Origin of the sequence: Providencia sp. PROV205 (genome assembly GCF_028479505.1) — a bacterium.
Lineage (GTDB): Bacteria > Pseudomonadota > Gammaproteobacteria > Enterobacterales > Enterobacteriaceae > Providencia > Providencia huaxiensis.
The window spans coordinates 128,613-149,864 of record NZ_JAMPNU010000019.1; the positions used below are offsets into that span (position 1 = coordinate 128,613).

The 21,252-nt window shown below is 42.3% G+C and carries 20 protein-coding genes and 2 pseudogenes; 16 read left to right on the forward strand and 6 right to left on the reverse strand.

What is annotated here, in order from left to right:
* The first annotated feature begins 40 nt into the window (after positions 1-40).
* A complete protein-coding gene (locus tag PR800_RS12315) occupies positions 41-2,554 on the forward strand; it encodes a penicillin G acylase (RefSeq protein ID WP_272530935.1) in 2,514 nt (837 codons plus the stop codon).
* Positions 2,555-2,591: 37 nt separating this feature from the next.
* Here the strand turns inward: PR800_RS12315 and PR800_RS12320 are convergent, their stop codons facing one another.
* On the reverse strand, positions 2,592-3,254 hold the full coding sequence (locus tag PR800_RS12320) for a helix-turn-helix transcriptional regulator (protein WP_102140066.1): 663 nt from the start codon (positions 3,252-3,254) through the stop codon (positions 2,592-2,594).
* Positions 3,255-3,328: 74 nt separating this feature from the next.
* Here PR800_RS12320 and PR800_RS12325 point away from each other — a divergent pair, with 74 nt between their 5' ends.
* Positions 3,329-4,738, forward strand: a complete 1,410-nt coding sequence (locus PR800_RS12325) for an MFS transporter (protein ID WP_272530936.1) — start codon at positions 3,329-3,331, stop codon at positions 4,736-4,738.
* A 42-nt stretch (positions 4,739-4,780) separates the two neighbouring features.
* Here the strand turns inward: PR800_RS12325 and PR800_RS12330 are convergent, their stop codons facing one another.
* Complete coding sequence (locus tag PR800_RS12330; protein ID WP_166267202.1) at positions 4,781-6,286, reverse strand: MFS transporter; 1,506 nt, start codon at positions 6,284-6,286, stop codon at positions 4,781-4,783.
* A 95-nt stretch (positions 6,287-6,381) separates the two neighbouring features.
* On the opposite strand from PR800_RS12330, the gene PR800_RS12335 reads away from it, so the two are divergent.
* Both PR800_RS12335 and PR800_RS12340 read left to right on the forward strand, forming a co-directional pair.
* A complete protein-coding gene (locus tag PR800_RS12335) occupies positions 6,382-6,921 on the forward strand; it encodes a TetR/AcrR family transcriptional regulator (RefSeq protein WP_272530938.1) in 540 nt (179 codons plus the stop codon).
* A gap of 80 nt (positions 6,922-7,001) precedes the next feature.
* Entirely contained in the window at positions 7,002-7,556 is a 555-nt protein-coding gene (locus PR800_RS12340; protein WP_272530940.1) for a hypothetical protein, read from the forward strand.
* Between the two features lie 55 nt (positions 7,557-7,611).
* On the opposite strand, the gene PR800_RS12345 is transcribed toward PR800_RS12340, so the two are convergent.
* A complete protein-coding gene (locus tag PR800_RS12345) occupies positions 7,612-8,259 on the reverse strand; it encodes a helix-turn-helix transcriptional regulator (RefSeq protein WP_166267206.1) in 648 nt (215 codons plus the stop codon).
* 191 nt (positions 8,260-8,450) lie between these two features.
* On the opposite strand from PR800_RS12345, the gene PR800_RS12350 reads away from it, so the two are divergent.
* From PR800_RS12350 to PR800_RS12365, 4 genes are all read left to right on the forward strand, one after another.
* Complete coding sequence (locus tag PR800_RS12350) at positions 8,451-8,828, forward strand: RidA family protein (protein WP_166267208.1); 378 nt, start codon at positions 8,451-8,453, stop codon at positions 8,826-8,828.
* Between the two features lie 29 nt (positions 8,829-8,857).
* Positions 8,858-10,111: an MFS transporter gene (locus PR800_RS12355; RefSeq protein WP_125893818.1), complete on the forward strand. Its 1,254-nt coding sequence runs from the start codon at positions 8,858-8,860 to the stop codon at positions 10,109-10,111.
* A gap of 22 nt (positions 10,112-10,133) precedes the next feature.
* A complete protein-coding gene (locus tag PR800_RS12360) occupies positions 10,134-11,108 on the forward strand; it encodes a sugar phosphate isomerase/epimerase family protein (protein ID WP_272530941.1) in 975 nt (324 codons plus the stop codon).
* Positions 11,109-11,672: 564 nt separating this feature from the next.
* On the forward strand, positions 11,673-11,912 hold the full coding sequence (locus PR800_RS12365; RefSeq protein ID WP_001353740.1) for a BrxA family protein: 240 nt from the start codon (positions 11,673-11,675) through the stop codon (positions 11,910-11,912).
* Positions 11,913-12,099: 187 nt separating this feature from the next.
* Here the strand turns inward: PR800_RS12365 and intI2 are convergent.
* A pseudogene (gene intI2 / locus PR800_RS12370) lies at positions 12,100-13,077 on the reverse strand (class 2 integron integrase IntI2).
* A gap of 331 nt (positions 13,078-13,408) precedes the next feature.
* Between intI2 and dfrA1 the strand changes: the two are divergent.
* The 8 genes and pseudogenes from dfrA1 to PR800_RS12410 form a co-directional block, all read left to right on the forward strand.
* Positions 13,409-13,882, forward strand: coding sequence for a trimethoprim-resistant dihydrofolate reductase DfrA1 (gene dfrA1 / locus PR800_RS12375; protein WP_000777554.1), 474 nt, complete (start codon positions 13,409-13,411; stop codon positions 13,880-13,882).
* A 129-nt stretch (positions 13,883-14,011) separates the two neighbouring features.
* Positions 14,012-14,644: a type B-2 chloramphenicol O-acetyltransferase CatB2 gene (locus tag PR800_RS12380; protein ID WP_012477387.1), complete on the forward strand. Its 633-nt coding sequence runs from the start codon at positions 14,012-14,014 to the stop codon at positions 14,642-14,644.
* Between the two features lie 71 nt (positions 14,645-14,715).
* Positions 14,716-15,240: a streptothricin N-acetyltransferase Sat2 gene (sat2, locus tag PR800_RS12385; RefSeq protein ID WP_000704156.1), complete on the forward strand. Its 525-nt coding sequence runs from the start codon at positions 14,716-14,718 to the stop codon at positions 15,238-15,240.
* Between the two features lie 57 nt (positions 15,241-15,297).
* The gene (gene aadA1, locus PR800_RS12390) at positions 15,298-16,086 is read left to right on the forward strand and encodes an ANT(3'')-Ia family aminoglycoside nucleotidyltransferase AadA1 (protein ID WP_001206315.1); all 789 of its coding nucleotides are present in this window, start codon (positions 15,298-15,300) and stop codon (positions 16,084-16,086) included.
* A 75-nt stretch (positions 16,087-16,161) separates the two neighbouring features.
* The gene (locus PR800_RS12395) at positions 16,162-16,659 is read left to right on the forward strand and encodes a hypothetical protein (protein ID WP_001444089.1); all 498 of its coding nucleotides are present in this window, start codon (positions 16,162-16,164) and stop codon (positions 16,657-16,659) included.
* A gap of 60 nt (positions 16,660-16,719) precedes the next feature.
* Positions 16,720-17,091, forward strand: coding sequence for a hypothetical protein (locus PR800_RS12400; RefSeq protein WP_000119696.1), 372 nt, complete (start codon positions 16,720-16,722; stop codon positions 17,089-17,091).
* Between the two features lie 409 nt (positions 17,092-17,500).
* Complete coding sequence (locus tag PR800_RS12405; protein ID WP_001271300.1) at positions 17,501-17,878, forward strand: hypothetical protein; 378 nt, start codon at positions 17,501-17,503, stop codon at positions 17,876-17,878.
* A 22-nt stretch (positions 17,879-17,900) separates the two neighbouring features.
* Positions 17,901-18,053: pseudogene (locus PR800_RS12410) on the forward strand (IS256 family transposase); the annotation flags it as partial.
* A gap of 55 nt (positions 18,054-18,108) precedes the next feature.
* Here the strand turns inward: PR800_RS12410 and PR800_RS12415 are convergent.
* Positions 18,109-19,725, reverse strand: coding sequence for a Tn7-like element transposition protein TnsE (locus tag PR800_RS12415; protein WP_000251879.1), 1,617 nt, complete (start codon positions 19,723-19,725; stop codon positions 18,109-18,111).
* Positions 19,726-21,252, reverse strand: a complete 1,527-nt coding sequence (locus PR800_RS12420) for a TnsD family Tn7-like transposition protein (protein WP_001243518.1) — start codon at positions 21,250-21,252, stop codon at positions 19,726-19,728.

Sequence of the window (21,252 nt, forward strand, 5' to 3'; positions counted from 1 at the left end):
TGATAGTCTCGAAAAATAATAACAACATGGGACTCAATAAATGAAAAAACACCTCATCTCAATCGCTATTGTTCTAAGTTTAAGCTCCTTATCACTGTCATCATTTTCTCAATCAACTCAAATTAAAATTGAACGAGATAATTATGGCGTCCCTCATATTTATGCCAATGATACTTATAGCCTGTTCTATGGGTACGGCTATGCTGTGGCACAGGACCGATTATTCCAAATGGAAATGGCCAAACGCAGTACCCAAGGTACTGTTTCTGAAGTATTAGGTAAGGATTATATTTCTTTTGATAAAGAAATCAGAAACAACTATTGGCCTGATTCTATCCATAAACAAATCAATCAGTTACCCTCCCAAGAACAAGATATTTTAAGAGGGTATGCAGATGGTATGAATGCATGGATTAAACAAATCAATACTAAGCCAGATGACTTAATGCCAAAACAGTTCATTGACTATGATTTTTTGCCATCCCAATGGACGAGTTTTGATGTTGCTATGATTATGGTCGGTACAATGGCAAACCGCTTTTCCGATATGAATAGTGAAATTGATAACCTAGCATTACTCACTGCGCTTAAAGATAAGTACGGTGAACAATTGGGAGTAGAGTTCTTTAACCAAATTAATTGGCTTAATAATCCCAATGCGCCAACAACAATATCATCAGAAGAGTTCACCTATTCAGATTCACAAAAAACAAAAAACATATCTCAATTGAATCAAATTAGTGATTACCGACTTACTGCTCCCATGTTTGAACGCACAGCCAAAGATACAACTGGAAAAGTCATTGCACTTTCTTCTCAAGAAAATAATGCGTTAATCGCTAAGCAATATGAACAAAGTGGTGCGAATGGGCTAGCTGGCTACCCAACCACCAGCAATGTTTGGCTTGTTGGAAAAGCAAAAGCTTCTGGCGCAAAAGCCATTTTACTTAATGGCCCACAGTTTGGTTGGTTTAACCCAGCCTATACATACGGTATTGGCTTACATGGGGCAGGGTTTAATATTGTCGGAAATACACCGTTTGCTTATCCCGCGATTTTATTCGGCCATAATGGACATATATCTTGGGGTTCTACCGCTGGGTTTGGTGACGGTGTTGATATATTTGCAGAACAAGTTTCACCTGAAGACCCAAATAGCTACCTCCACCAAGGGCAGTGGAAGAAAATGCTTTCTCGCCAAGAGACATTGAATGTAAAAGGTGAACAACCCATTACTTTTGAAATATACCGTACTGTGCACGGTAATGTGGTTAAACGGGATAAGACAACTCACACCGCCTACAGCAAAGCTCGCGCATGGGATGGCAAGGAGCTTACATCCTTAATGGCTTGGGTAAAGCAAGGACAAGCGCAAAACTGGCAGCAATGGCTAGACCAAGCACAAAACCAAGCACTGACGATCAATTGGTATTATGCAGATAAAGACGGAAACATTGGCTATGTCCATACCGGACACTACCCCGATCGCCAAATAAACCATGATCCTCGTTTACCAGTATCAGGCACGGGAGAATGGGACTGGAAAGGTATACAACCTTTTGCTAATAATCCAAAAGTGTATAACCCCAAATCAGGTTATATCGCCAACTGGAATAACTCTCCAGCTAAAAATTACCCCGCTAGCGACTTATTTGCCTTCTTATGGGGCAGTGCAGATAGGGTGAAAGAAATCGATAACCGCATTGAAGCCTATGATAAGTTAACGGCTGATGATATGTGGGCGATTTTACAGCAAACTAGCCGTGTCGACCTTAATCATCGCTTATTTACACCATTTCTAACTCAAGCGACACAAGGTTTGCCATCAAATGACAATAGCGCCAAATTAGTGTCCATGCTCCAGCAATGGGATGGCATAAACCAGTTATCAAGTGATGGAAAACATTATATTCACCCAGGGTCTGCTATCCTCGATATCTGGTTAAAAGAAATGCTTAAAGCCACCCTAGGCCAAACCGTCCCTGCACCATTTGATAAATGGTACCTAGCGAGTGGTTATGAGACGACGCAAGAAGGCCCAACAGGGTCATTAAATATCAGTACAGGTGCAAAATTACTGTATGAATCTCTCTTAGAAGATAAATCCCCCATACCTCAGTCTATCGATTTATTTTCAGGACAACCGCAGAATGATGTTATTAGAAAGGCTTTGAATACGACTTACCAAAAAATGATAGAAAAATACGGTGATAACCCGGCTAATTGGCAAACACCAGCCACGGCATTAACCTTCCGTGAAAATAATTTTTTTGGTATACCACAAGCCTTACCTCAAGAAAATTTCCATCAAAATGAATACCATAATCGGGGAACTGAAAACGACTTAATCGTGTTTACCGAAGAAGGGGTGAGCGCATGGGACGTTGTAGCTCCAGGGCAAAGTGGCTTTATTTCCCCGCAAGGAAAACCTTCGCCTCACTATCAAGACCAACTCTCTTTATATCAGCAATTTGGTAAGAAACCGTTATGGCTTAACAGCGAAGAGCTGGCGCCATATATTGAGTCAACTGAAACACTAATAATTGAGAGATAATACTATTATTAAGCTAAATACCAAGGTGTCTCGGTATTTAGCTTTTAACCTTCACACGATACACACAGCGCCCAGCACCATTTAGTAAGTACTGTTCGCGTTCAATGCTACCATTATCACCCACAATCTCACTGAACAACGCCAATTCCGACCGACAAAAGTTTTGGCAAGCAGTGGCTGCTGCACAAATTGGACAATGGTTTTCGATAAACAACCAACTGTCACCATCTTGCTCAACCTTCGCCATATACCCTTCTTCGCTACGCACTTCAGCCAATGCTTCAAGCCGCTCAGCTAATGGTAAGTTTTTACAACGGGCAAAATATTTTTCTCTGCTTTCCGTTTCCCTTTGGTTAATCAGCTTTTCTAGTCCTTCATCTCCAAAAATAGTACGAACGGAATCAATCAATTGCAGAGCAAGTTGCGCGTGAGTATCAGGAAAGCGTTGATGCCCCAACTCCGTTAACACCCAATTTTGTCGAGGACGTCCTGCCCCTGTTTGCGATAAGCACTGCGCCCCCTCTACTAACCCTAATGACGTCAGTTTTTGGATGTGCTGCCTTGCAGCTTCTCCGGTCATATTTAAATCATTTGCGATCACAGCGGTAGAAATTGGCCCTTTAGTTTTGATACAAAAAAGAACCTTATCCACGGCCTGTGTCAAATTTAAATTATCAAAGTAATTACTTGCATTAATCATTATGCGACTCTATTATCCAAGCTATTACTTGGATAATACCTCTTTTTCTACTATTCCGTCTAGCGGGTCTCTCTATGAGCAATGAAACATCAACCATACCTCAAGCCAAATGGGCTGATTTACTCAGTGGCACTAATGCATTACTCACTATTGCCCTAACTGGAGGTGTTGCACTACATGCTATCAATATTTATATCGTAACAACCATATTGCCTAGTGTCGTTAACGATATTGGTGGTCTCGAATATTACGCATGGAATACCACTTTATTTGTAGCAACATCCATTGTCGGTTCAGCCCTTTCCAGTAAAGTATTAGACCGTTTTGGGCCTAAATATTCTTATTTATTCGCACTCATTCTCTTTTCTTTGGGGTCTATTTGGTGTGCAGCGTCCCCATCAATGCTGGTATTACTTGGTGGTAGAGCATTGCAAGGGCTGGGGGGTGGTATTCTATTTGCTCTTAGCTATGCATTGATCCGCATTGTCTTTACCGAAAACTTATGGTCCCGAGCAATGGGAGTTGTTTCGGGTATGTGGGGAATAGCAACACTCTGTGGCCCTGCAATTGGGGGGATTTTTGCAGAAAGTGGCCACTGGCGTTGGGCATTTTGGGCTTTACTGCCTGTCGCTGTTTTTCTCGCACTCATTGTCATCAATCAACTTCCTAAAAAGCAAACTCAAGCACCAAAAAACAGCAAAGTTCCATTCCTAGCGATTTCTTTGTTAGTGATATCCGTTCTTGCTATTTCAATTGGAAGTTTGTCTGAAAGTTTATTCATAAACCTTATTGGTTTGTTAATTGGTCTAGCCATACTGCTGACTATTGCCTTACTCGATGGCAAAAATGACAGACACTTATTACCAACTGGATCCTATTCACTCAAAAGCCCACTTGGCGTCATATTTTTAACCATGTGTTTGTTAGTTGGAGGTATGACAACAGAAATTTATGTCCCTTATTTCTTACAAACCATCCATCAGTTTTCTCCACTCACTGCGGGTTATTTAACCGCAATAATGGCCGCAGGTTGGACCATCGGAGCGCTCTTTAGTGCCAATAAAACGGGGGCGATTGTTATCCGAATTATTCGAATAGGACCGATCATCATATTGATGTCTTTAATTGTTCTTGCTGTTTTAACGCATAATCAACAGCTTATTGAATCATGGCCACTGTTCGTTATTTATCTCATCGCCATGGCAGGGGTGGGTCTAGGAATTGGTGTGTGTTGGCCTCACCTGGTATTGCGTGTTTTTAAAAATGCGCCAGAGGGAGAGGAAAACCTCGCATCCTCTTCCATTATTACCATTCAATTGTATGCAACCGCGCTATCTGCCGCCTTAGTGGGAGTCGTCGTCAATAATAGCGGGCTAATTAACCCTGGGGGGATTGCGGGAGCACAGCAAGCTTCAATCTGGTTATTCGCCCTATTTGCTATTAGCCCATTACTCGCAACGGTATTAATCCGCAAAATCAGATAAAAAAGAGCAAAAGGGAGCCAAAGCTCCCTCTTTAATGAAAAATCAATCTAATGAGTTCGTTAATACCTTTTGGGAGCGTAAAAAATAAGGCAGAACAATAATACTGATCAGCAGAACAAAAATAGTTGCTACCATCACCCCTAAGAAAGCATGGTCAAAGGCAATATTAGCCTGATTTATCAACGCAAATGCATTATTCGCTGGCAGTGATTCGGAAACTAACAAGGCCTCATCAATACTGTCATAAACTTTATCACTGACAGTTATACCTTCAGGCAGTGAAAGTTTTAACGTATAGATAGCACTCATTAGTCCCCCCATAAACGTTACGCCTAAAACGCTGCCAATTTCATAAGCGATTTCTTCAATTGATGCCGCCATACCTGCTTTTTCATCGGGGGCATTTAACATCACCGTGGTCGAAGCCGTTGTAAAAATAGCACCCAAACCAAAACCTATCAAAAAGAGGAATGAAAGTAACAGAATACCTGTCGAGGTTTGGTACACCATCGTTAAACCAACAACACCAATTAACGTACAAGTAAACCCAAAAACAGTGAGTTTTACCTCACCAAATTTATGAAGGTACATACCTGCCAATGGCGCAGCTATCACCGAAGCCAATGGAATTGGAATGATATATAACGCTGCCTCAAACGGGGTATAACCCAAAACCAGCTGTAGACGTTGACTTAGTAATAACTCGACACCAACAATAACTACAATGGATAAAACCGCCATCATCAGCCCTGCATTGAATTTAGGGTGCTTTAATAACGTAAAATCAATCATTGGTGATGTGGATTTAACTTGTCGATTTCTAAATACCACCAAAAAGAAAACCCCAATAACCCCCGAAACCAATACCGCTGGCCAATCGGTATAAGGTTTACCGAGCTCCTTCAACGCATAAATAACACCAATTAGACCAATTAATACTAAAATAGAACCTAAAATGTCGATTTTTTTATCGCTGTTACCACCACATTTAGGGATCAAATAACACGCAAACGGAATAACCAATAAAACGACCGGCACATTAATGAGAAAAACAGAGCCCCACCAAAAGTGGTTAAGTAAGATACCGCCGATCAAAGGGCCAATAGCCGCGCCACCTGAAGCAACTGCCGACCATATTCCAATAGCGAGAGCTCTTTCTTTCGGGTCTAAAAAAACATGTCTTACAATCGCAAGGGTGGCAGGCATACTTACTGCAGCACCTACAGCCAAAAAGCCACGAGACAAAATTAAACTGGTTGCTGTTGGTGAAAAAGCTGCACACAACGAAGCTAAACCAAATAATGGTAACCCCAACAAAAACATTTGCTTGTGACCGACTTTATCACTTAGCATCCCTGCCGCAGGTAATAAACCAGCGACCACCAGTGGGTAAGCATTCATTATCCACAGTTTTTCAGATGACGTAGCGCCTAAATCATGGGTTAATTTAGGTAAAGCGGTATACAGTACAGTGACATCAATAACTATAAGAAATAGTACACTTGAAACTAATAGAAGCACTATCCAGCGCTTATAATCGGTTAACATAAAATTCTCTCAATGAGTTTATTTGATCATGATTTCTGTGCTGATCGTGCTACAATATAAATCCATACGTACGTATTGAAAATAGGTTTTTCTAAATGGGACGTCAACGAACAATCGATAGAGAAAAATTACTTGATGCTGCTGAAGACATTGTTCTACAGCAAGGCGCTACAGCGCTCACTATCGACGCAGTCGCCAAAGCAATGGGGATTTCCAAAGGCGGTGTTCAGTACTGTTTTGGCAATAAAGATGCCTTAATCGATGCAATGTTTGAGCGTTGGGGCCAGTCCTATGATGAAATTTTCAATCAAAAAATTGAACAAGATAACTCCCCTGAAGGGCAAATTTTTGCGCATATGCAAGCGACCCACCAGCACGACAAAGTCTCGATGGCAAAAGGCGCTTCTTTAATGGCATCCTTATTACAAACCCCTGAATATCTGGAAAGTACGCGTATTTGGTACCGTGAACGGCTTGCTAAGTTAGACACCTCAACAGAAAAAGGTAAACAGGCCAGAATTGTTTTTCTAGCCACTGAAGGCGCTTTTATGCTGCGCTATATGGGATTCATGGAAATTGATGATAATGAATGGCAATCTATATTTAGTGATTTAGAAAATTTATTAAAAGGGTAGACTTAGTCTCTTTTTTTGATATCGATAATAACTCCACTCCAATAAACTAAAAATAAGAAATAAAATGGAGATGATTTAAAATGAAAGTAAATGAATTAAAATTACTTATAGAGACAAATAAAAACAATAATTTTATTAATAATAAGAAACCATTTATCTATAATATAAAAGAAAAGCCCATTAACACTGACTGTGTAGCTTCATTAAAGAAGAAATTTGAAGAGTTAGATAGAAAAACTGACAGTTTTAAAAAAACACAACCGAATAAACCACAAAACCATATAAAAAAAGAATTATTAGAATACGACAATTACGCTTTTGGAAATGATTTAACGAAAAAAAACCTTTACTTTATTTATAGTTCACCAGACTCAAAAAAAATAGAGCTAATACACAATCATAATGAGAACAAAATAAATAGTAACAATGCAATTTTTATCAATATGTTTAGTTTATTAAAAAATGAAACTGATGGTTCCATATATAAAATATATGACTTCATCATTAAAATTGCAAATAAAAATAAAGAATTATCAACAAATCATAGCCAATTTACTCATATCATAACCTTAGAAAATGGGAGGGATGTATTAATAGAAAAATATAAAAAACAAAGTAAATATTCATGTTATTAAAAATAAAAGATAAACCCGGAAAATGTAGATTTCCGGGCTATTTTTATTATCTATATTACGAATTTATTTTTCTAAGGTGCTTATATATGGTCGCTGAGCTAATCCCTAATTCGACAGACACAATTTTATGCGCAGCAGAAAATTCAAACATACCACAGTCATGGAGTTCTTTAATGATTTCAAAGTTTTTATTTTTACTTGGAATGTTTTTATTTAAATAGATCGTATTTTTAATGGGTTCAAGATGATCCATAATTAATTTATTAACATCTTGCGAAAAGTTTTCATTTTTAGAATTGTTCCCCCCGCCCATCAAATCAACCATCGCATTCATTGGCATATCTAATGCCCAATTCATACATACCATACCAATCGGCTGGTTATCTAAATTCACAATTAAGGTTGAAGAAGAGCGAAATGGACGAATACTTTTAGTATTAAAATACACTTCCCAAGATGAATGATTCTTTTTAAAACCAGCCAATTTCTCAAGCGCAATATTCGTTGCAGGAGCTCCAAGTGTTCTCCCTGTTAGATGCCCATTAGCAATGTGGATCACAGAACTGTGTAAATCTTCAAAACTATGCAAAACAACTTCGCAATATGGCCCCAAAAACTCACCGAGACACTCAATCATAGGGGTGTATGACTGCAATAATTTTCGATCTTGCTCAGTAAAAACATAATTAATATTCATATCCATACTCAACAATCCACTTAGTAAATTCCCATAACTTTAATAAATTAGAGTAAATTTTTCAATACTTAATCCATAAAAACACACCTTAGTATAATTTTTTTATACTTAGTCAAAAAATTGACAATAATCACGGAAGGGAAAATATGATTGTGATTTAATCATCAGCGTCAAGATAACAACCAAAGGAACCAATAATGATTATTTCAACTGAAAATGCCCCTAAAGCCATCGGCCCTTATTCCCAAGCCCGAAAAGTTGGCAATAGCGTTTATATCTCGGGCTGCTGCCCTTTCCATCATGAAGATGGCTCTGTCGTTGGTGCCGACATCACCACACAAACAAATCAAGTCATGAAAAACCTAAAAGCCGTTGTTGAAGCCGCGGGATATTCTATGGATGACGTGGTCAAAACCACCTGCTTCATCAGTGATATGAATAATTTCGTTACCTTTAATGGTGTCTATCAATCCTATTTCTCTGAAGGTATCTACCCCGCTCGTTCCTGTGTAGAAGTTTCTCGCCTTCCAAAAGACGTATTAATAGAAGTTGAAGCGATCGTTTTGAAGCAATAAACGCTAAATATAATAATTAAGGCGGATTTATGAATAAGTGGATAAGACTCAGTTTTCTCATTCTTGGTGCTGGTACTATTTTTAAATTATCCAGTATGAAAGATGTTTTTTACGTTCCTATGCAGCAAGATTGGGGACTAACAAATGCCCAAATTGGCTTTGGTTTTACGGTTTACACTATTGTTCAAACCATTGGTCTATTCTCATCACTATATATTGCAGATAGATTCTCGAAAAAAATCCTTCTACCCGTAGGGTTAATTGGGGTTGGGCTTTGTGGTGCGTACTTATCCACTCTTCCGCCATTTACCGGTTATCTCATATCCTTTGCCGTCATGGCATTGTTTGCAGATGTTATTTATTGGCCAGTACTACTTAAAGCCGTGCGCTTACTCGGTGATAAAAAAGAACAAGGCCGCCTATTTGGTTTCCTTGAGGCTGGACGCGGTATTGTAGACGTAATTATTGCTTCCGGTGCATTGTATGTCTTTGTCCTGTTCGGTGAAGGCAAAGAAGGTATGCAAGCTGGGTTAATGTTCTACACCATTGTGACCGTGGTTATTGGGGTTATCACTTATTTCATCGTTAGCGATGATGACAAAAAAGTTGCAGACAATTCATCAGAGGCAAATAAGCAAGTTATTGAAGGGATAAAAAGTGTCATTAAATGTCCTAACTTATGGCTTGCATCGATGACTATTTTCTTTATCTATGCATCATATTGTGGATTAACTTACTTCATCCCATTCTTGAAAGATATCTATGCGTTACCCATTGCATTAGTGGGTGCCTACGGGATCATCAACCAATATGCTCTAAAAATGGTAGGAGGCCCTATTGGTGGTTTCTTATCGGACAAAGTATTTAAATCACCTACTAAGTTCTTACAGTTCACCTGCTTATTATCTGCCGTCGCAATGGGTTTATTCATGATGTTACCTCATGAAAATATGAATGTTTATCTCGGTATGGCGGCAACATTAGGCTTCGGAGCTATTATTTTTAGCCAGAGAGCTATTTTCTTCGCCCCGATGGAAGAAATTGGGACTAAACGTGAGTATGCAGGTTCTGCAATGGCATTTGCTTGTATTCTTGGTTATATGCCTGCGATGTTTGCTTACGCGATTTATGGCTCTTTCCTAGATAACTACCCTGGTATAACTGGCTATAACTTTGTTTTTGGCATGATGATCATGTTTAGCTTGTTAGGTTTCGTGACCGCTAAAATTTTAACTAAACGTATAAAACAACGCGAAATCAATGCAGCAACAGAAAATGAATAGAATTGACATTACAGGTGAAAAAATGAATAACATCGAAGCACAAAAAATTATTGATCGTATTGATTCAATGCCACTGTACCTCCACGCTTATGCCTTCCATTTAAACATGAGAAAAGAGCGTATTTTACCCGATGACTTATTAGAAATAGCGAAAAAGCATCATTTAACAGGCGCTAAGATTCATGTTGAAGATGGTGAAACTAAAGCCCTAAAAACCATGGGTGATGCACAACTAGAGGCTTTTGGACAAAAAGCAAAGGAATATAACCTCGATTTAAAAATTGAAACGAGTTCTTCTGCCGCCAATGCAATTGATGAAGCCGTACACATTGCACTAAAAACACGTGCTAGCTCTATTCGCTTTTACCCTCGCTACGAAGGGAATCTTCAAGATGTACTTAAGAAAGTCAAAGCTGATATCCAGTATATCAAAGAAACTTATGAGCACACGGGCCTGAAGTTTGTTATCGAGCAACATGAAGATCTAAAAAGCCATGAACTTAATCAATTAGTCGAAGACGCTGATTTCCCTAATTTTTCATTGCTGTTTGATTTCGGCAATATGTTCAATGCTAATGAACTACCGTTAGAAGCTTTTGATAAAATGAAAGGCAATATCACTCAGGTCCATATGAAAGATGCCGTTCGCCTTCCTGAAGGAAAAGGATTTGGTCACAAAGCGAGCCTTTCAGGTGAAGGCGAAGTACCTTTCAAAGAATTAGTTAAAAAACTAATTTGCTTGGGTGATGAAAAACCACAAGTCATATCCTTTGGCTTAGAAGAAGAAGTTGACTATTACGCACCTGCTTTTCGCTTTGATGATGAAGGGGATAACCCATGGATCCCATATCGTGGCGCAAGTGAAACGCCAATGCCAACAGAAGGGCTCGATGAGCGTTTAGAAAAAGAATTCAACGACGCTATGAACCAGCTTAAATTTGTGCAGAATATCGCGAATCAGCTAAAGCAAGAAGCACTCGCAGTCCTCAATAAATAACGACCCCATGACTCAATAAAAAACCGGTACAGCAGCGTCTGTTGTACCGGTCATCTGTGGGCGGACAAAATAGTTGGGAACTGGGAGGGGTGGAAATGGAGTTTTTAAGGATTATTTAGGGAAGAGTGACAAAATAGATGGGAACTGGGTGTAGCGTCGTAAGCTAATACGAAAATTAAAAATGACAAAATAGTTTGGAACTAGATTTCACTTATCTGGTTAACTAATCTAGCTAACCTGCCGCTCAGCTTAGTACGATCCTATATCCAACTGATCATAATCCTTTCATCAGTATCCCAAATTAAATCCCCCTCCTAGACTGCCTCACCAACACTTTACAGTGATCCCGTATTTCCGGACAGGTGATTGATTTTTTTCGCTTGTACAGGTGTTAAGCCACAGTTATCTTGATGTGGACATTATGCATTGTAATAGCCCATTAACATGCGCTAAGAGCATAAATTAATATACAGTAACAAGCATTACGAGGTGCTAATGTTTGGAAAGCAGCCTCTTCCAACTACAATAATAAGTTAACTATCCTCCACCCACAAATAATTACAAATGACCCCTTTCCGCTATAACTCCGATCTCACCAGCGGCTCGCTACAAACCCGAGAGTGTCGCATTATTACTGGCTTGTTACTCCAAGAGCTTGATGAAGCTGCCTGGGATAAAGCCATGTATAAGGAAAATGTGCTTCAGAAACGCACGCAATCTACGGTAAGACGTATTTCTTCAGCGCTTAGAAAACGCCTAGAACACCTAAGCTCTGACTTTTGGGCTTTTGCGTTTTTATGTTAGGCATTGTCTGGCAACTGGAGGAAGTGTAATGACCATGAATGGTCACTGTGATTGACAGTATCTTGCTTAAACTTATCTGAACAATGGTAGAACTGGCTCATATTTATCCCCTCTATGATTGTTTATCTTTTTCACCATAAAAAGTATCAGGGGCTACTCAGGGCTACATAAAGATATTTATCTACTTTTACTGATTGATAAGTAGCATCAGTCCATCCGCAGGACTGGTGGTGCCGGCAAAATGCTGACCCAACACATGCGTATAGATTTGCGTGGTCTTAACATCGTTATGCCCTAAGAGTTCTTGCACAGTGCGAATATCACGCCCCGCTTGTAATAGATGCGTAGCAAACGAGTGACGAAATGTATGACAAGTGACACGCTTGCTAACGATGCCTGCTTTTTGTACGGCTGCCTTCAATGCCTTTCGCGCAACGGAGTCATGCAGATGATGGCGGCATAATTTGCCGTTATACGGGTGGTTGCAGAGCGTGCTGGAGGGAAAGACAAACATCCACGCCGCTTGTCGATAAGCAGAAGGGTATTTGTGATCTAAAGCAAAAGGCAGCGATGGCCCTACGCCTTGTAAGTTGTCGTCTTGCTGAATAAGCCGCGCTTGCTCAATGAGTTATTTTATTGCTGGGATTAGGCGCGTGGGCAGTAGGCTGTTTCTGCTTTTCCCACCCTTACCGTCATGCACAGTGATGCAGCCATTATCAAAATCAAAATCTTTAACCCGCAAACGCAAGCATTCATTAATGCGCAAACCTGCACCATACAGCAGCGTAAAAATAACTTGGTTGCGAGTATCCATAACCTGCAAAATGCGTTGCACTTCATTTGCAGAGATAACAGAGGGTAGCCGTCTAGGCTTGCTTGCAGGGATATAATCAATATCGCCCAACGGCTGTTGTAAAAACCTGTTGTACAAAAAAGCTAGGGCATTTAAAGCGATTTTCTGCGTGTTTATGGCTACATGTCTGCTGTTTGCTAAGCTGGATAAAAACAGCCTGACCTCTTCACTGCCCATGGTCTGAGGATGACGTTTTTTGTGAAACAGAATAAAACGCTTAATCCAGTGCAGGTAAGTTTTTTCAGTTTTCAGCGCATAACCTTTTTGTCGCATATCCGTGCGTATAGAATTTAAAAATGGACTGTTAGACATAAAACGCTCCTTGTCTTGCAACTGTCTGCCTATACAGCCTATTCTAGCTGGGATTTAAAAAAGTGCCTGTTTTTTACGCCTAGAGATGCTTGTTTACCGGTAGAGTTTTAATTTAATGCTAAATAAATTAAAATGTTATGAGTTCTTTGGGTGAGATAATGTGCATCGTGCAAGCAGGATAGACGGCATGCACGATTTGTAATAACAGAGTGTCTTGTATTTTTAAAGAAAGTCTATTTAATACAAGTGATTATATTAATTAACGGTAAGCATCAGCGGGTGACAAAACGAGCATGCTTACTAATAAAATGTTAACCTCTGAGGAAGAATTGTGAAACTATCACTAATGGTAGCTATATCGAAGAATGGAGTTATCGGGAATGGCCCTGATATTCCATGGAGTGCCAAAGGTGAACAGCTCCTGTTTAAAGCTATTACCTATAACCAATGGCTGTTGGTTGGACGCAAGACTTTTGAATCAATGGGAGCATTACCCAACCGAAAGTATGCGGTCGTAACACGTTCAAGTTTTACATCTGACAATGAGAACGTATTGATCTTTCCATCAATTAAAGATGCTTTAACCAACCTAAAGAAAATAACGGATCATGTCATTGTTTCAGGTGGTGGGGAGATATACAAAAGCCTGATCGATCAAGTAGATACACTACATATATCTACAATAGACATCGAGCCGGAAGGTGATGTTTACTTTCCTGAAATCCCCAGCAATTTTAGGCCAGTTTTTACCCAAGACTTCGCCTCTAACATAAATTATAGTTACCAAATCTGGCAAAAGGGTTAACAAGTGGCAGCAACGGATTCGCAAACCTGTCACGCCTTTTGTGCCAAAAGCCGCGCCAGGTTTGCGATCCGCTGTGCCAGGCGTTAGGCGACGCGTGGAGTCGCTCTAGAATTTTCGGGTACAAATTTTATGACGAATTATTTTGAGAGTCCCTTCAAAGGGAAGCTTCTGACTGAGCAGGTGAAGAATCCGAACATCAAGGTAGGGCGGTATAGCTACTATTCCGGCTATTACCATGGGCACTCGTTTGATGATTGTGCTCGCTACCTTCTACCAGACCGTGATGACGTTGATCAGCTGATTATCGGCAGCTTCTGCTCCATCGGATCAGGCGCAGCTTTTATTATGGCTGGGAATCAAGGCCACCGATATGATTGGGTCTCTTCTTTCCCTTTCTTCTACATGAACGAGGAGCCCGCGTTTGCAAAATCAGTCGATGCATTCCAGCGGGCTGGCGACACAGTTATAGGAAGTGATGTGTGGATCGGTTCGGAGGCCATGATCATGCCCGGGATCAAGATCGGGCATGGAGCGGTGATAGGTAGCCGCGCTTTGGTTGCCAAAGACGTGGAACCCTACACCATAGTGGGGGGAAACCCTGCAAAGTCGATTAGGAAGCGCTTTTCTGAAGAAGAAATTTCTATGCTTTTAGATATGGCTTGGTGGGATTGGCCGCTGGAACAAATCAAGGAAGCAATGCCTTTTCTTTGTTCGTCTGGCATTGCCAGCCTGTATCGTCGCTGGCAAGGCACAAGCGCCTAACAATACGCTACACACGGACAAATTACTCGCTGCGCTCCTAATTTGCCGGTGAGCGTGGCGTTAGGCGTCATATGAAGATTTCGGTGATCCCTGAGCAGGTGGCGGAAACATTGGATGCTGAGAACCATTTCATTGTTCGTGAAGTGTTCGATGTGCACCTATCCGACCAAGGCTTTGAACTATCTACCAGAAGTGTGAGCCCCTACCGGAAGGATTACATCTCGGATGATGACTCTGATGAAGACTCTGCTTGCTATGGCGCATTCATCGACCAAGAGCTTGTCGGGAAGATTGAACTCAACTCAACATGGAACGATCTAGCCTCTATCGAACACATTGTTGTGTCGCACACGCACCGAGGCAAAGGAGTCGCGCACAGTCTCATCGAATTTGCGAAAAAGTGGGCACTAAGCAGACAGCTCCTTGGCATACGATTAGAGACACAAACGAACAATGTACCTGCCTGCAATTTGTACGCAAAATGTGGCTTTACTCTCGGCGGCATTGACCTGTTCACGTATAAAACTAGACCTCAAGTCTCGAACGAAACAGCGATGTACTGGTACTGGTTCTCGGGAGCACAGGATGACGCCTAACAATTCATTCAAGCCGACACCGCTTCGCGGCGCGGCTTAATTCAGGAGTTAAACATCATGAGGGAAGCGGTGATCGCCGAAGTATCGACTCAACTATCAGAGGTAGTTGGCGTCATCGAGCGCCATCTCGAACCGACGTTGCTGGCCGTACATTTGTACGGCTCCGCAGTGGATGGCGGCCTGAAGCCACACAGTGATATTGATTTGCTGGTTACGGTGACCGTAAGGCTTGATGAAACAACGCGGCGAGCTTTGATCAACGACCTTTTGGAAACTTCGGCTTCCCCTGGAGAGAGCGAGATTCTCCGCGCTGTAGAAGTCACCATTGTTGTGCACGACGACATCATTCCGTGGCGTTATCCAGCTAAGCGCGAACTGCAATTTGGAGAATGGCAGCGCAATGACATTCTTGCAGGTATCTTCGAGCCAGCCACGATCGACATTGATCTGGCTATCTTGCTGACAAAAGCAAGAGAACATAGCGTTGCCTTGGTAGGTCCAGCGGCGGAGGAACTCTTTGATCCGGTTCCTGAACAGGATCTATTTGAGGCGCTAAATGAAACCTTAACGCTATGGAACTCGCCGCCCGACTGGGCTGGCGATGAGCGAAATGTAGTGCTTACGTTGTCCCGCATTTGGTACAGCGCAGTAACCGGCAAAATCGCGCCGAAGGATGTCGCTGCCGACTGGGCAATGGAGCGCCTGCCGGCCCAGTATCAGCCCGTCATACTTGAAGCTAGGCAGGCTTATCTTGGACAAGAAGATCGCTTGGCCTCGCGCGCAGATCAGTTGGAAGAATTTGTTCACTACGTGAAAGGCGAGATCACCAAGGTAGTCGGCAAATAATGTCTAACAATTCGTTCAAGCCGACGCCGCTTCGCGGCGCGGCTTAACTCAAGCGTTAGAGAGCTGGGGAAGACTATGCGCGATCTGTTGAAGGTGGTTCTAAGCCTCGTACTTGCGATGGCATCGGGGCAGGCACTTGCTGACCTGCCAATTGTTTTAGTGGATGAAGCTCGTCTTCCCTATGACTACTCCCCATCCAACTACGACATTTCTCCAAGCAACTACGACAACTCCATAAGCAATTACGACAATAGTCCATCAAATTACGACAACTCTGAGAGCAACTACGATAATAGTTCATCCAATTACGACAATAGTCGCAACGGAAATCGTAGGCTTATATATAGCGCAAATGGGTCTCGCACTTTCGCCGGCTACTACGTCATTGCCAACAATGGGACAACGAACTTCTTTTCCACATCTGGCAAAAGGATGTTCTACACCCCAAAAGGGGGGCGCGGCGTCTATGGCGGCAAAGATGGGAGCTTCTGCGGGGCATTGGTCGTCATAAATGGCCAATTTTCGCTTGCCCTGACAGATAACGGCCTGAAGATCATGTATCTAAGCAACTAGCCTGCTCTCTAATAAAATGTTAGGCCTCAACATCTAGTCGCAAGCTGAGGGGAACCACTAGTGTCATACGAACCTCCAAGAGACGGTTACACAAACGGGTACATTGTTGATGTCATGTATGACAATCGCCCAAGTAAGTATCCAGCTGTGTTCAGAACGTACGTCCGAATTCCAGACTATGTCGAACTAGATAACGCGGAGGAGCTGGCCGACGCAATCATTCGAGAGGTTGAGTTAAAGGAGGCATGGCTCACAAGGGTCTTGGGGAACTCAGCCGATCCTGACGCTTCTGTGGGCAAGTGGGACCGGCGCCTAGCGCAGTGCGGTGGTATTGATGAGATGTCAAGTGGGGTGCAGGCAACATACTTCAGTCCAAACGGTCAGCTGGTCGGCTTAGTGGCATACATTGATGCCGAATGGATGGATGAATAGCTCTGACGTTACGATTCAGGTGAGACAACCAGATGGGCATTGCGTACAAGCTCAGTTGCCACCGATGTGGCTACGAGTCTGATCTTCTTTACCTAGGCCAAGGTATGGCGATGCTTCCTGAGCAAATAGTCGGAACGTGCACATGCTGCGACAATCTAACGACGATTTCTATAAATGAAAGCTACGGAGTATGCTCACTTTGTGGGGCTAAGGATCGTGTGATATTTACAAGCTATCAGCATGAGGCAAGGCCAAGAAATCCCTGCTATCTAGAGAGAAGTTTCAAATATCAATGCCCAAGATGCCATGCCTTCAGTATGGAGCCTCCGGATCTACCGGAGATGCTTTGGGACTAATGCTCCGCTTTGCCTCGGGTATCCGTTCGACCTATGTTTAAGAGGAAACGCACGTGTCTGCCGCCAAAGCTCTTGCCTATGCACTTTGTGACAAGTTGGAAAGCAAAAAAGTTGATGAAGTCGTACGAAATCTTGTTTCTAGCGGCTGGAATATTAGGGAAGTGGCCTGGGAAGCTTCGTCCTTTGATCATGAAATGCCCTACTTTGACACGGGGCGGGACTTCGATATTGGATTTCCTGACACGCTGTCATCCAAGATTGAGTTTTTGACCGCGAATGGATCAATCGTCCAAGCACGTGCTCGCCTGCACTTCAAGCAGGCTCTAATTTTTGCCAAGGCGTCCAAACATGTCGCCGCGCTCAAGAACTCATTGGATTACTACTATGGATCGTCTGTAATCCCCCCTCAAAACCACGGAGGCTATTTGTAGAAAATTCCATTAATATGAACTCAAGGTGTTCCCTACGGACGAATCAGCGATGAAGGTGGTGTACCTGGCTATCCAGGCGGCGACCAAGAAATGGACGATGCCGATCCGCAACTGGAAGCCGGCCATGAACCGTTTTATGATCGAATTTGGTGACCGTTTAAATGGCCACCTTTAACTGACCGGCAAAAGCACTTACACAAAAGGGTTTACAGGCTCTTTCAGTCATTCCTTTAATGCGTAAATTGCTCTCTAACCACTCTCTCAGCCCACCCTTCCATATCCTCTCTCGATACTTGCAGCTCCCCCAACCCCTTTGGATGATTCACCCCTCTATGCCCGTCTTGTCCATATAATTGATCAAACAAACTATTTGGCCAATTCAATGAGCTCTTCACCACTCCACGCCGTATCTTTTCAAAATCATTCCGCCATGTTTCGCTATCAACGCCACTCAACACTTTGGTAGAAAGCATTTTCACCCCATCCGATGCATCCACCTCTAGCAATACAAATTCACTGCCATTACGTTGCACCCCAACGGCTTTAATCACTCTTGGTGAGCCATCTTTACACAGATGTAATCGGCTACGCCCAACTTTTGGCAAAACCAAGGTTTCTTCAAAAAGCACCCGACATGCAAATTTAGTTTTTAGAATTGAAAGTAGCTCATCAAAAGCAGCAAATCGATTAGCAAAAATAGAGTTGTAATTGGTTGCATCCTGCTTCCCACCCACATCTGCCGCTGCTAGGACACCACCTAAGTGTGGCTCATCAGTACTAACCAAATTACTATTTTCACTTGTTGTTGCTTCTTCTTTTTCTAAAATAGTTTGGCTACTTTTTCTTGCCCTGCGAGATTTTTCAATTCGACTAGGTCTACTAAAACTTATCCATGTCGGCTCAGCCTCTATGACTCGTGTGTCTGTGTCTATATTGGCTGTTTCCTCATCGTCCAACTGTAGATGCTCATCATCAACAACTGACTCTGTTGAAACCGCTATGTGCTGCGTACTACCATCACCTGCCTCCTTTTCCTGAAAAGAGGCATGGCTAATAGCTGTTGTGCTAGGAAGCATAGCGTTGATTTCTAAACCTACTATTTCCTCAACTAAATAATCCTTATCCTCGTTAGAAGAACGTCCTTTTACATGTAATTTCCAACCCTGCATGGGCGGAGGGTCAAAGCTAAAGCACCAGCTTTCAACGCCGTTCTTAATTTCTCTATTTTGTTGATAGTGCCTAAAAATACTTTCATACGAATCCATAACATCTTGATCCGAAAACAACCAAACCAAAAGCTGCACTACGGCCGACTGCTCTAACGCCCCTTTAGGAAACGATGAACTGGGTAAGATCCTTATCTCTAAATGATCTCGCTCAACCTCATACTGAACGTCGAACTCTTGCTGTAAAGCGGTACTGCTCAAACAGCTTCGACAGAAATAGGAGTTAATTAAAAATAATGACCGAGCTAGCTCTAACTGTGGGATGTGATAACGAGTCTTGCTATATGGTGTTTCAGCTTCGTAAATAAATGAACTCTGCGCTCCATCCTTGTTGCGTACGGAAGCAAAGGACGAGAGATTAGGAAAATCGATTATTTTGGCTCGTTGAAGATCCGATGCTTCAAACTCAATCACACGATCCGCCTTATTTATTTGCTTTGTTGTACTGTTAACCACCTTAGCTCGACTTAATAAAGGCAAATGAGTAAATCGAGTCCATTTCCGTTCTTGCATTGGATTAAACCAAACAAAAATACGCCACTCCTTATGACCCGAGTTACGGAATAAATGACCAATATGTACAACCTGCACATTGTCATTAAATGTAGCTAGCCTAACCACTCACTCTTCCCCATAAACCATTTCCAAGAATCTTTGTGCTTCCTCAGTTATCCGCTCTTTAGATAACGTTGCACTTCTTAATAATCGCCAGCGCCTAAGCTCAACATCTTCCTGTTTAAGCTTAATAAAAGCTTGGCTAATCCGTCTAATTTGATAATCTTCCACACTCTCTGAGTAACGCTTTAAGCAAAGCGCTACCAAAGGCAGTTTCTGTAGATTTTTTGCAAGAGAGGTTCCGTTAGGAGTTTGCTTTAACAGCCAGCTCGATGTCGCTCTTGGGTGATCAAGGCTACTATCTAGACGCTTTATGATTCTTAATAGTTGTCGTACAGCAATTCGATCTCTTTGGTTCCAATCAACTCTAGGGGCGGGTGCCAGACGCTCTTGTTGATGCTGTTGATTCCAGTGAACTAGCCAATCCCTGTCATGTCGGTAAAGCCAAGCGTATAGCACCCCACCCTCTAAAGACTGTCTTGCCGCCTTAATTCCTTGGTATTTATGCACTAGTTGCTGCCAGTCTTTATGCTTAACAGATAAATCTTCAGAGTTAGGTTGCACAGACTGGCTAACAGGTCTTGTCGTTATAGAGTGCTCAGTAAGAGCACTTGCCTGCTGTAGCGCTTCTATAACCGTTAGTTTTGGCAATAAGGCTTGCCACACAATACTATGCTGTAAATAACTAAAGGCTTTTCTATGCTTACGGAATATACTTTTCAGCCAACACGTGTCCTTGTTCTCTGCCAACTTTAAATCCAGTTTCTCTAGTGCCTCATCACTAAAAGTCTGCCTCACTCTCTCCGCCACCAAGTCATGACGAATGTGCTTGCTTTTGGTTAGCCCTAGATCCTGCGCTAAGCGCTGATAAAACAGCGTCCACTGCTCAAGGCTTGGGGAAAGCTCTTGCGCTCGTGGAGCATCTAACAGAGGGGCTATATAAGCAGCTAGTGCTGTTAATTGAGATAGGGAGTCTTTGGGGTAGTCTGAAAGCAGCTCAGTATGACCCAAAGCCCAAAATTGATGTCGGTGATCATCTACAGCTCTATCAAAGAAGACTAAAGCACCGTGTTTTGGACAATATGGCAAAGCGGGCAAATACCAATCTCGTTGCCAAAAGGCTTCCCCATACCTATTTAGCTGAAGAGCAACGCAATCAGGGCAGTATCTAAAGCGGTTATCGCTCTTAACTCTAGAAGCAGCGACTCCTAGCATTAAATGCACCGCACCTTGCGCTTGGTACTCCATTAACCGAATAGCTTCGTCTCGGCGCTCCTTGCCTACAAACGGAGCATATAAAGGGAATAAGGTATGCTCATAAATAAGCTGCTGAACAGCGTAACGTCCTGTTTGATGTAGATGTCTTGCTATCACACCTAAATGCGAGGGCAGACCTAAGGTAGCGACCACCTTGCGGTTGCCATACACCTCATCCAACAGCTGCTTAGGACTAACAATCCCTTGATAAACGCCTGCCCGTGCAATAGTGCTATAAATCAGCTCATTCGAGTACGGAACAGGAAAGTTTCTCAT

What these genes read in the sequence shown, in the direction of transcription:
- PR800_RS12350 (WP_166267208.1), top strand. Translation starts at nt 8,451, where the DNA reads ATGATTATTTCAACTGAAAATGCCCCTAAAGCCATCGGCCCTTATTCC.
- PR800_RS12365 (WP_001353740.1), top strand. Translation starts at nt 11,673, where the DNA reads ATGACCCCTTTCCGCTATAACTCCGATCTCACCAGCGGCTCGCTACAA.
- PR800_RS12420 (WP_001243518.1), bottom strand. Translation starts at nt 21,252, where the DNA reads ATGAGAAACTTTCCTGTTCCGTACTCGAATGAGCTGATTTATAGCACT.
- sat2 (WP_000704156.1), top strand. Translation starts at nt 14,716, where the DNA reads ATGAAGATTTCGGTGATCCCTGAGCAGGTGGCGGAAACATTGGATGCT.
- PR800_RS12330 (WP_166267202.1), bottom strand. Translation starts at nt 6,286, where the DNA reads ATGTTAACCGATTATAAGCGCTGGATAGTGCTTCTATTAGTTTCAAGT.
- PR800_RS12335 (WP_272530938.1), top strand. Translation starts at nt 6,382, where the DNA reads ATGGGACGTCAACGAACAATCGATAGAGAAAAATTACTTGATGCTGCT.
- PR800_RS12340 (WP_272530940.1), top strand. Translation starts at nt 7,002, where the DNA reads ATGAAAGTAAATGAATTAAAATTACTTATAGAGACAAATAAAAACAAT.
- PR800_RS12320 (WP_102140066.1), bottom strand. Translation starts at nt 3,254, where the DNA reads ATGATTAATGCAAGTAATTACTTTGATAATTTAAATTTGACACAGGCC.
- PR800_RS12380 (WP_012477387.1), top strand. Translation starts at nt 14,012, where the DNA reads ATGACGAATTATTTTGAGAGTCCCTTCAAAGGGAAGCTTCTGACTGAG.
- PR800_RS12315 (WP_272530935.1), top strand. Translation starts at nt 41, where the DNA reads ATGAAAAAACACCTCATCTCAATCGCTATTGTTCTAAGTTTAAGCTCC.
- PR800_RS12395 (WP_001444089.1), top strand. Translation starts at nt 16,162, where the DNA reads ATGCGCGATCTGTTGAAGGTGGTTCTAAGCCTCGTACTTGCGATGGCA.
- PR800_RS12355 (WP_125893818.1), top strand. Translation starts at nt 8,858, where the DNA reads ATGAATAAGTGGATAAGACTCAGTTTTCTCATTCTTGGTGCTGGTACT.
- PR800_RS12360 (WP_272530941.1), top strand. Translation starts at nt 10,134, where the DNA reads ATGAATAACATCGAAGCACAAAAAATTATTGATCGTATTGATTCAATG.
- PR800_RS12325 (WP_272530936.1), top strand. Translation starts at nt 3,329, where the DNA reads ATGAGCAATGAAACATCAACCATACCTCAAGCCAAATGGGCTGATTTA.
- PR800_RS12345 (WP_166267206.1), bottom strand. Translation starts at nt 8,259, where the DNA reads ATGGATATGAATATTAATTATGTTTTTACTGAGCAAGATCGAAAATTA.
- aadA1 (WP_001206315.1), top strand. Translation starts at nt 15,298, where the DNA reads ATGAGGGAAGCGGTGATCGCCGAAGTATCGACTCAACTATCAGAGGTA.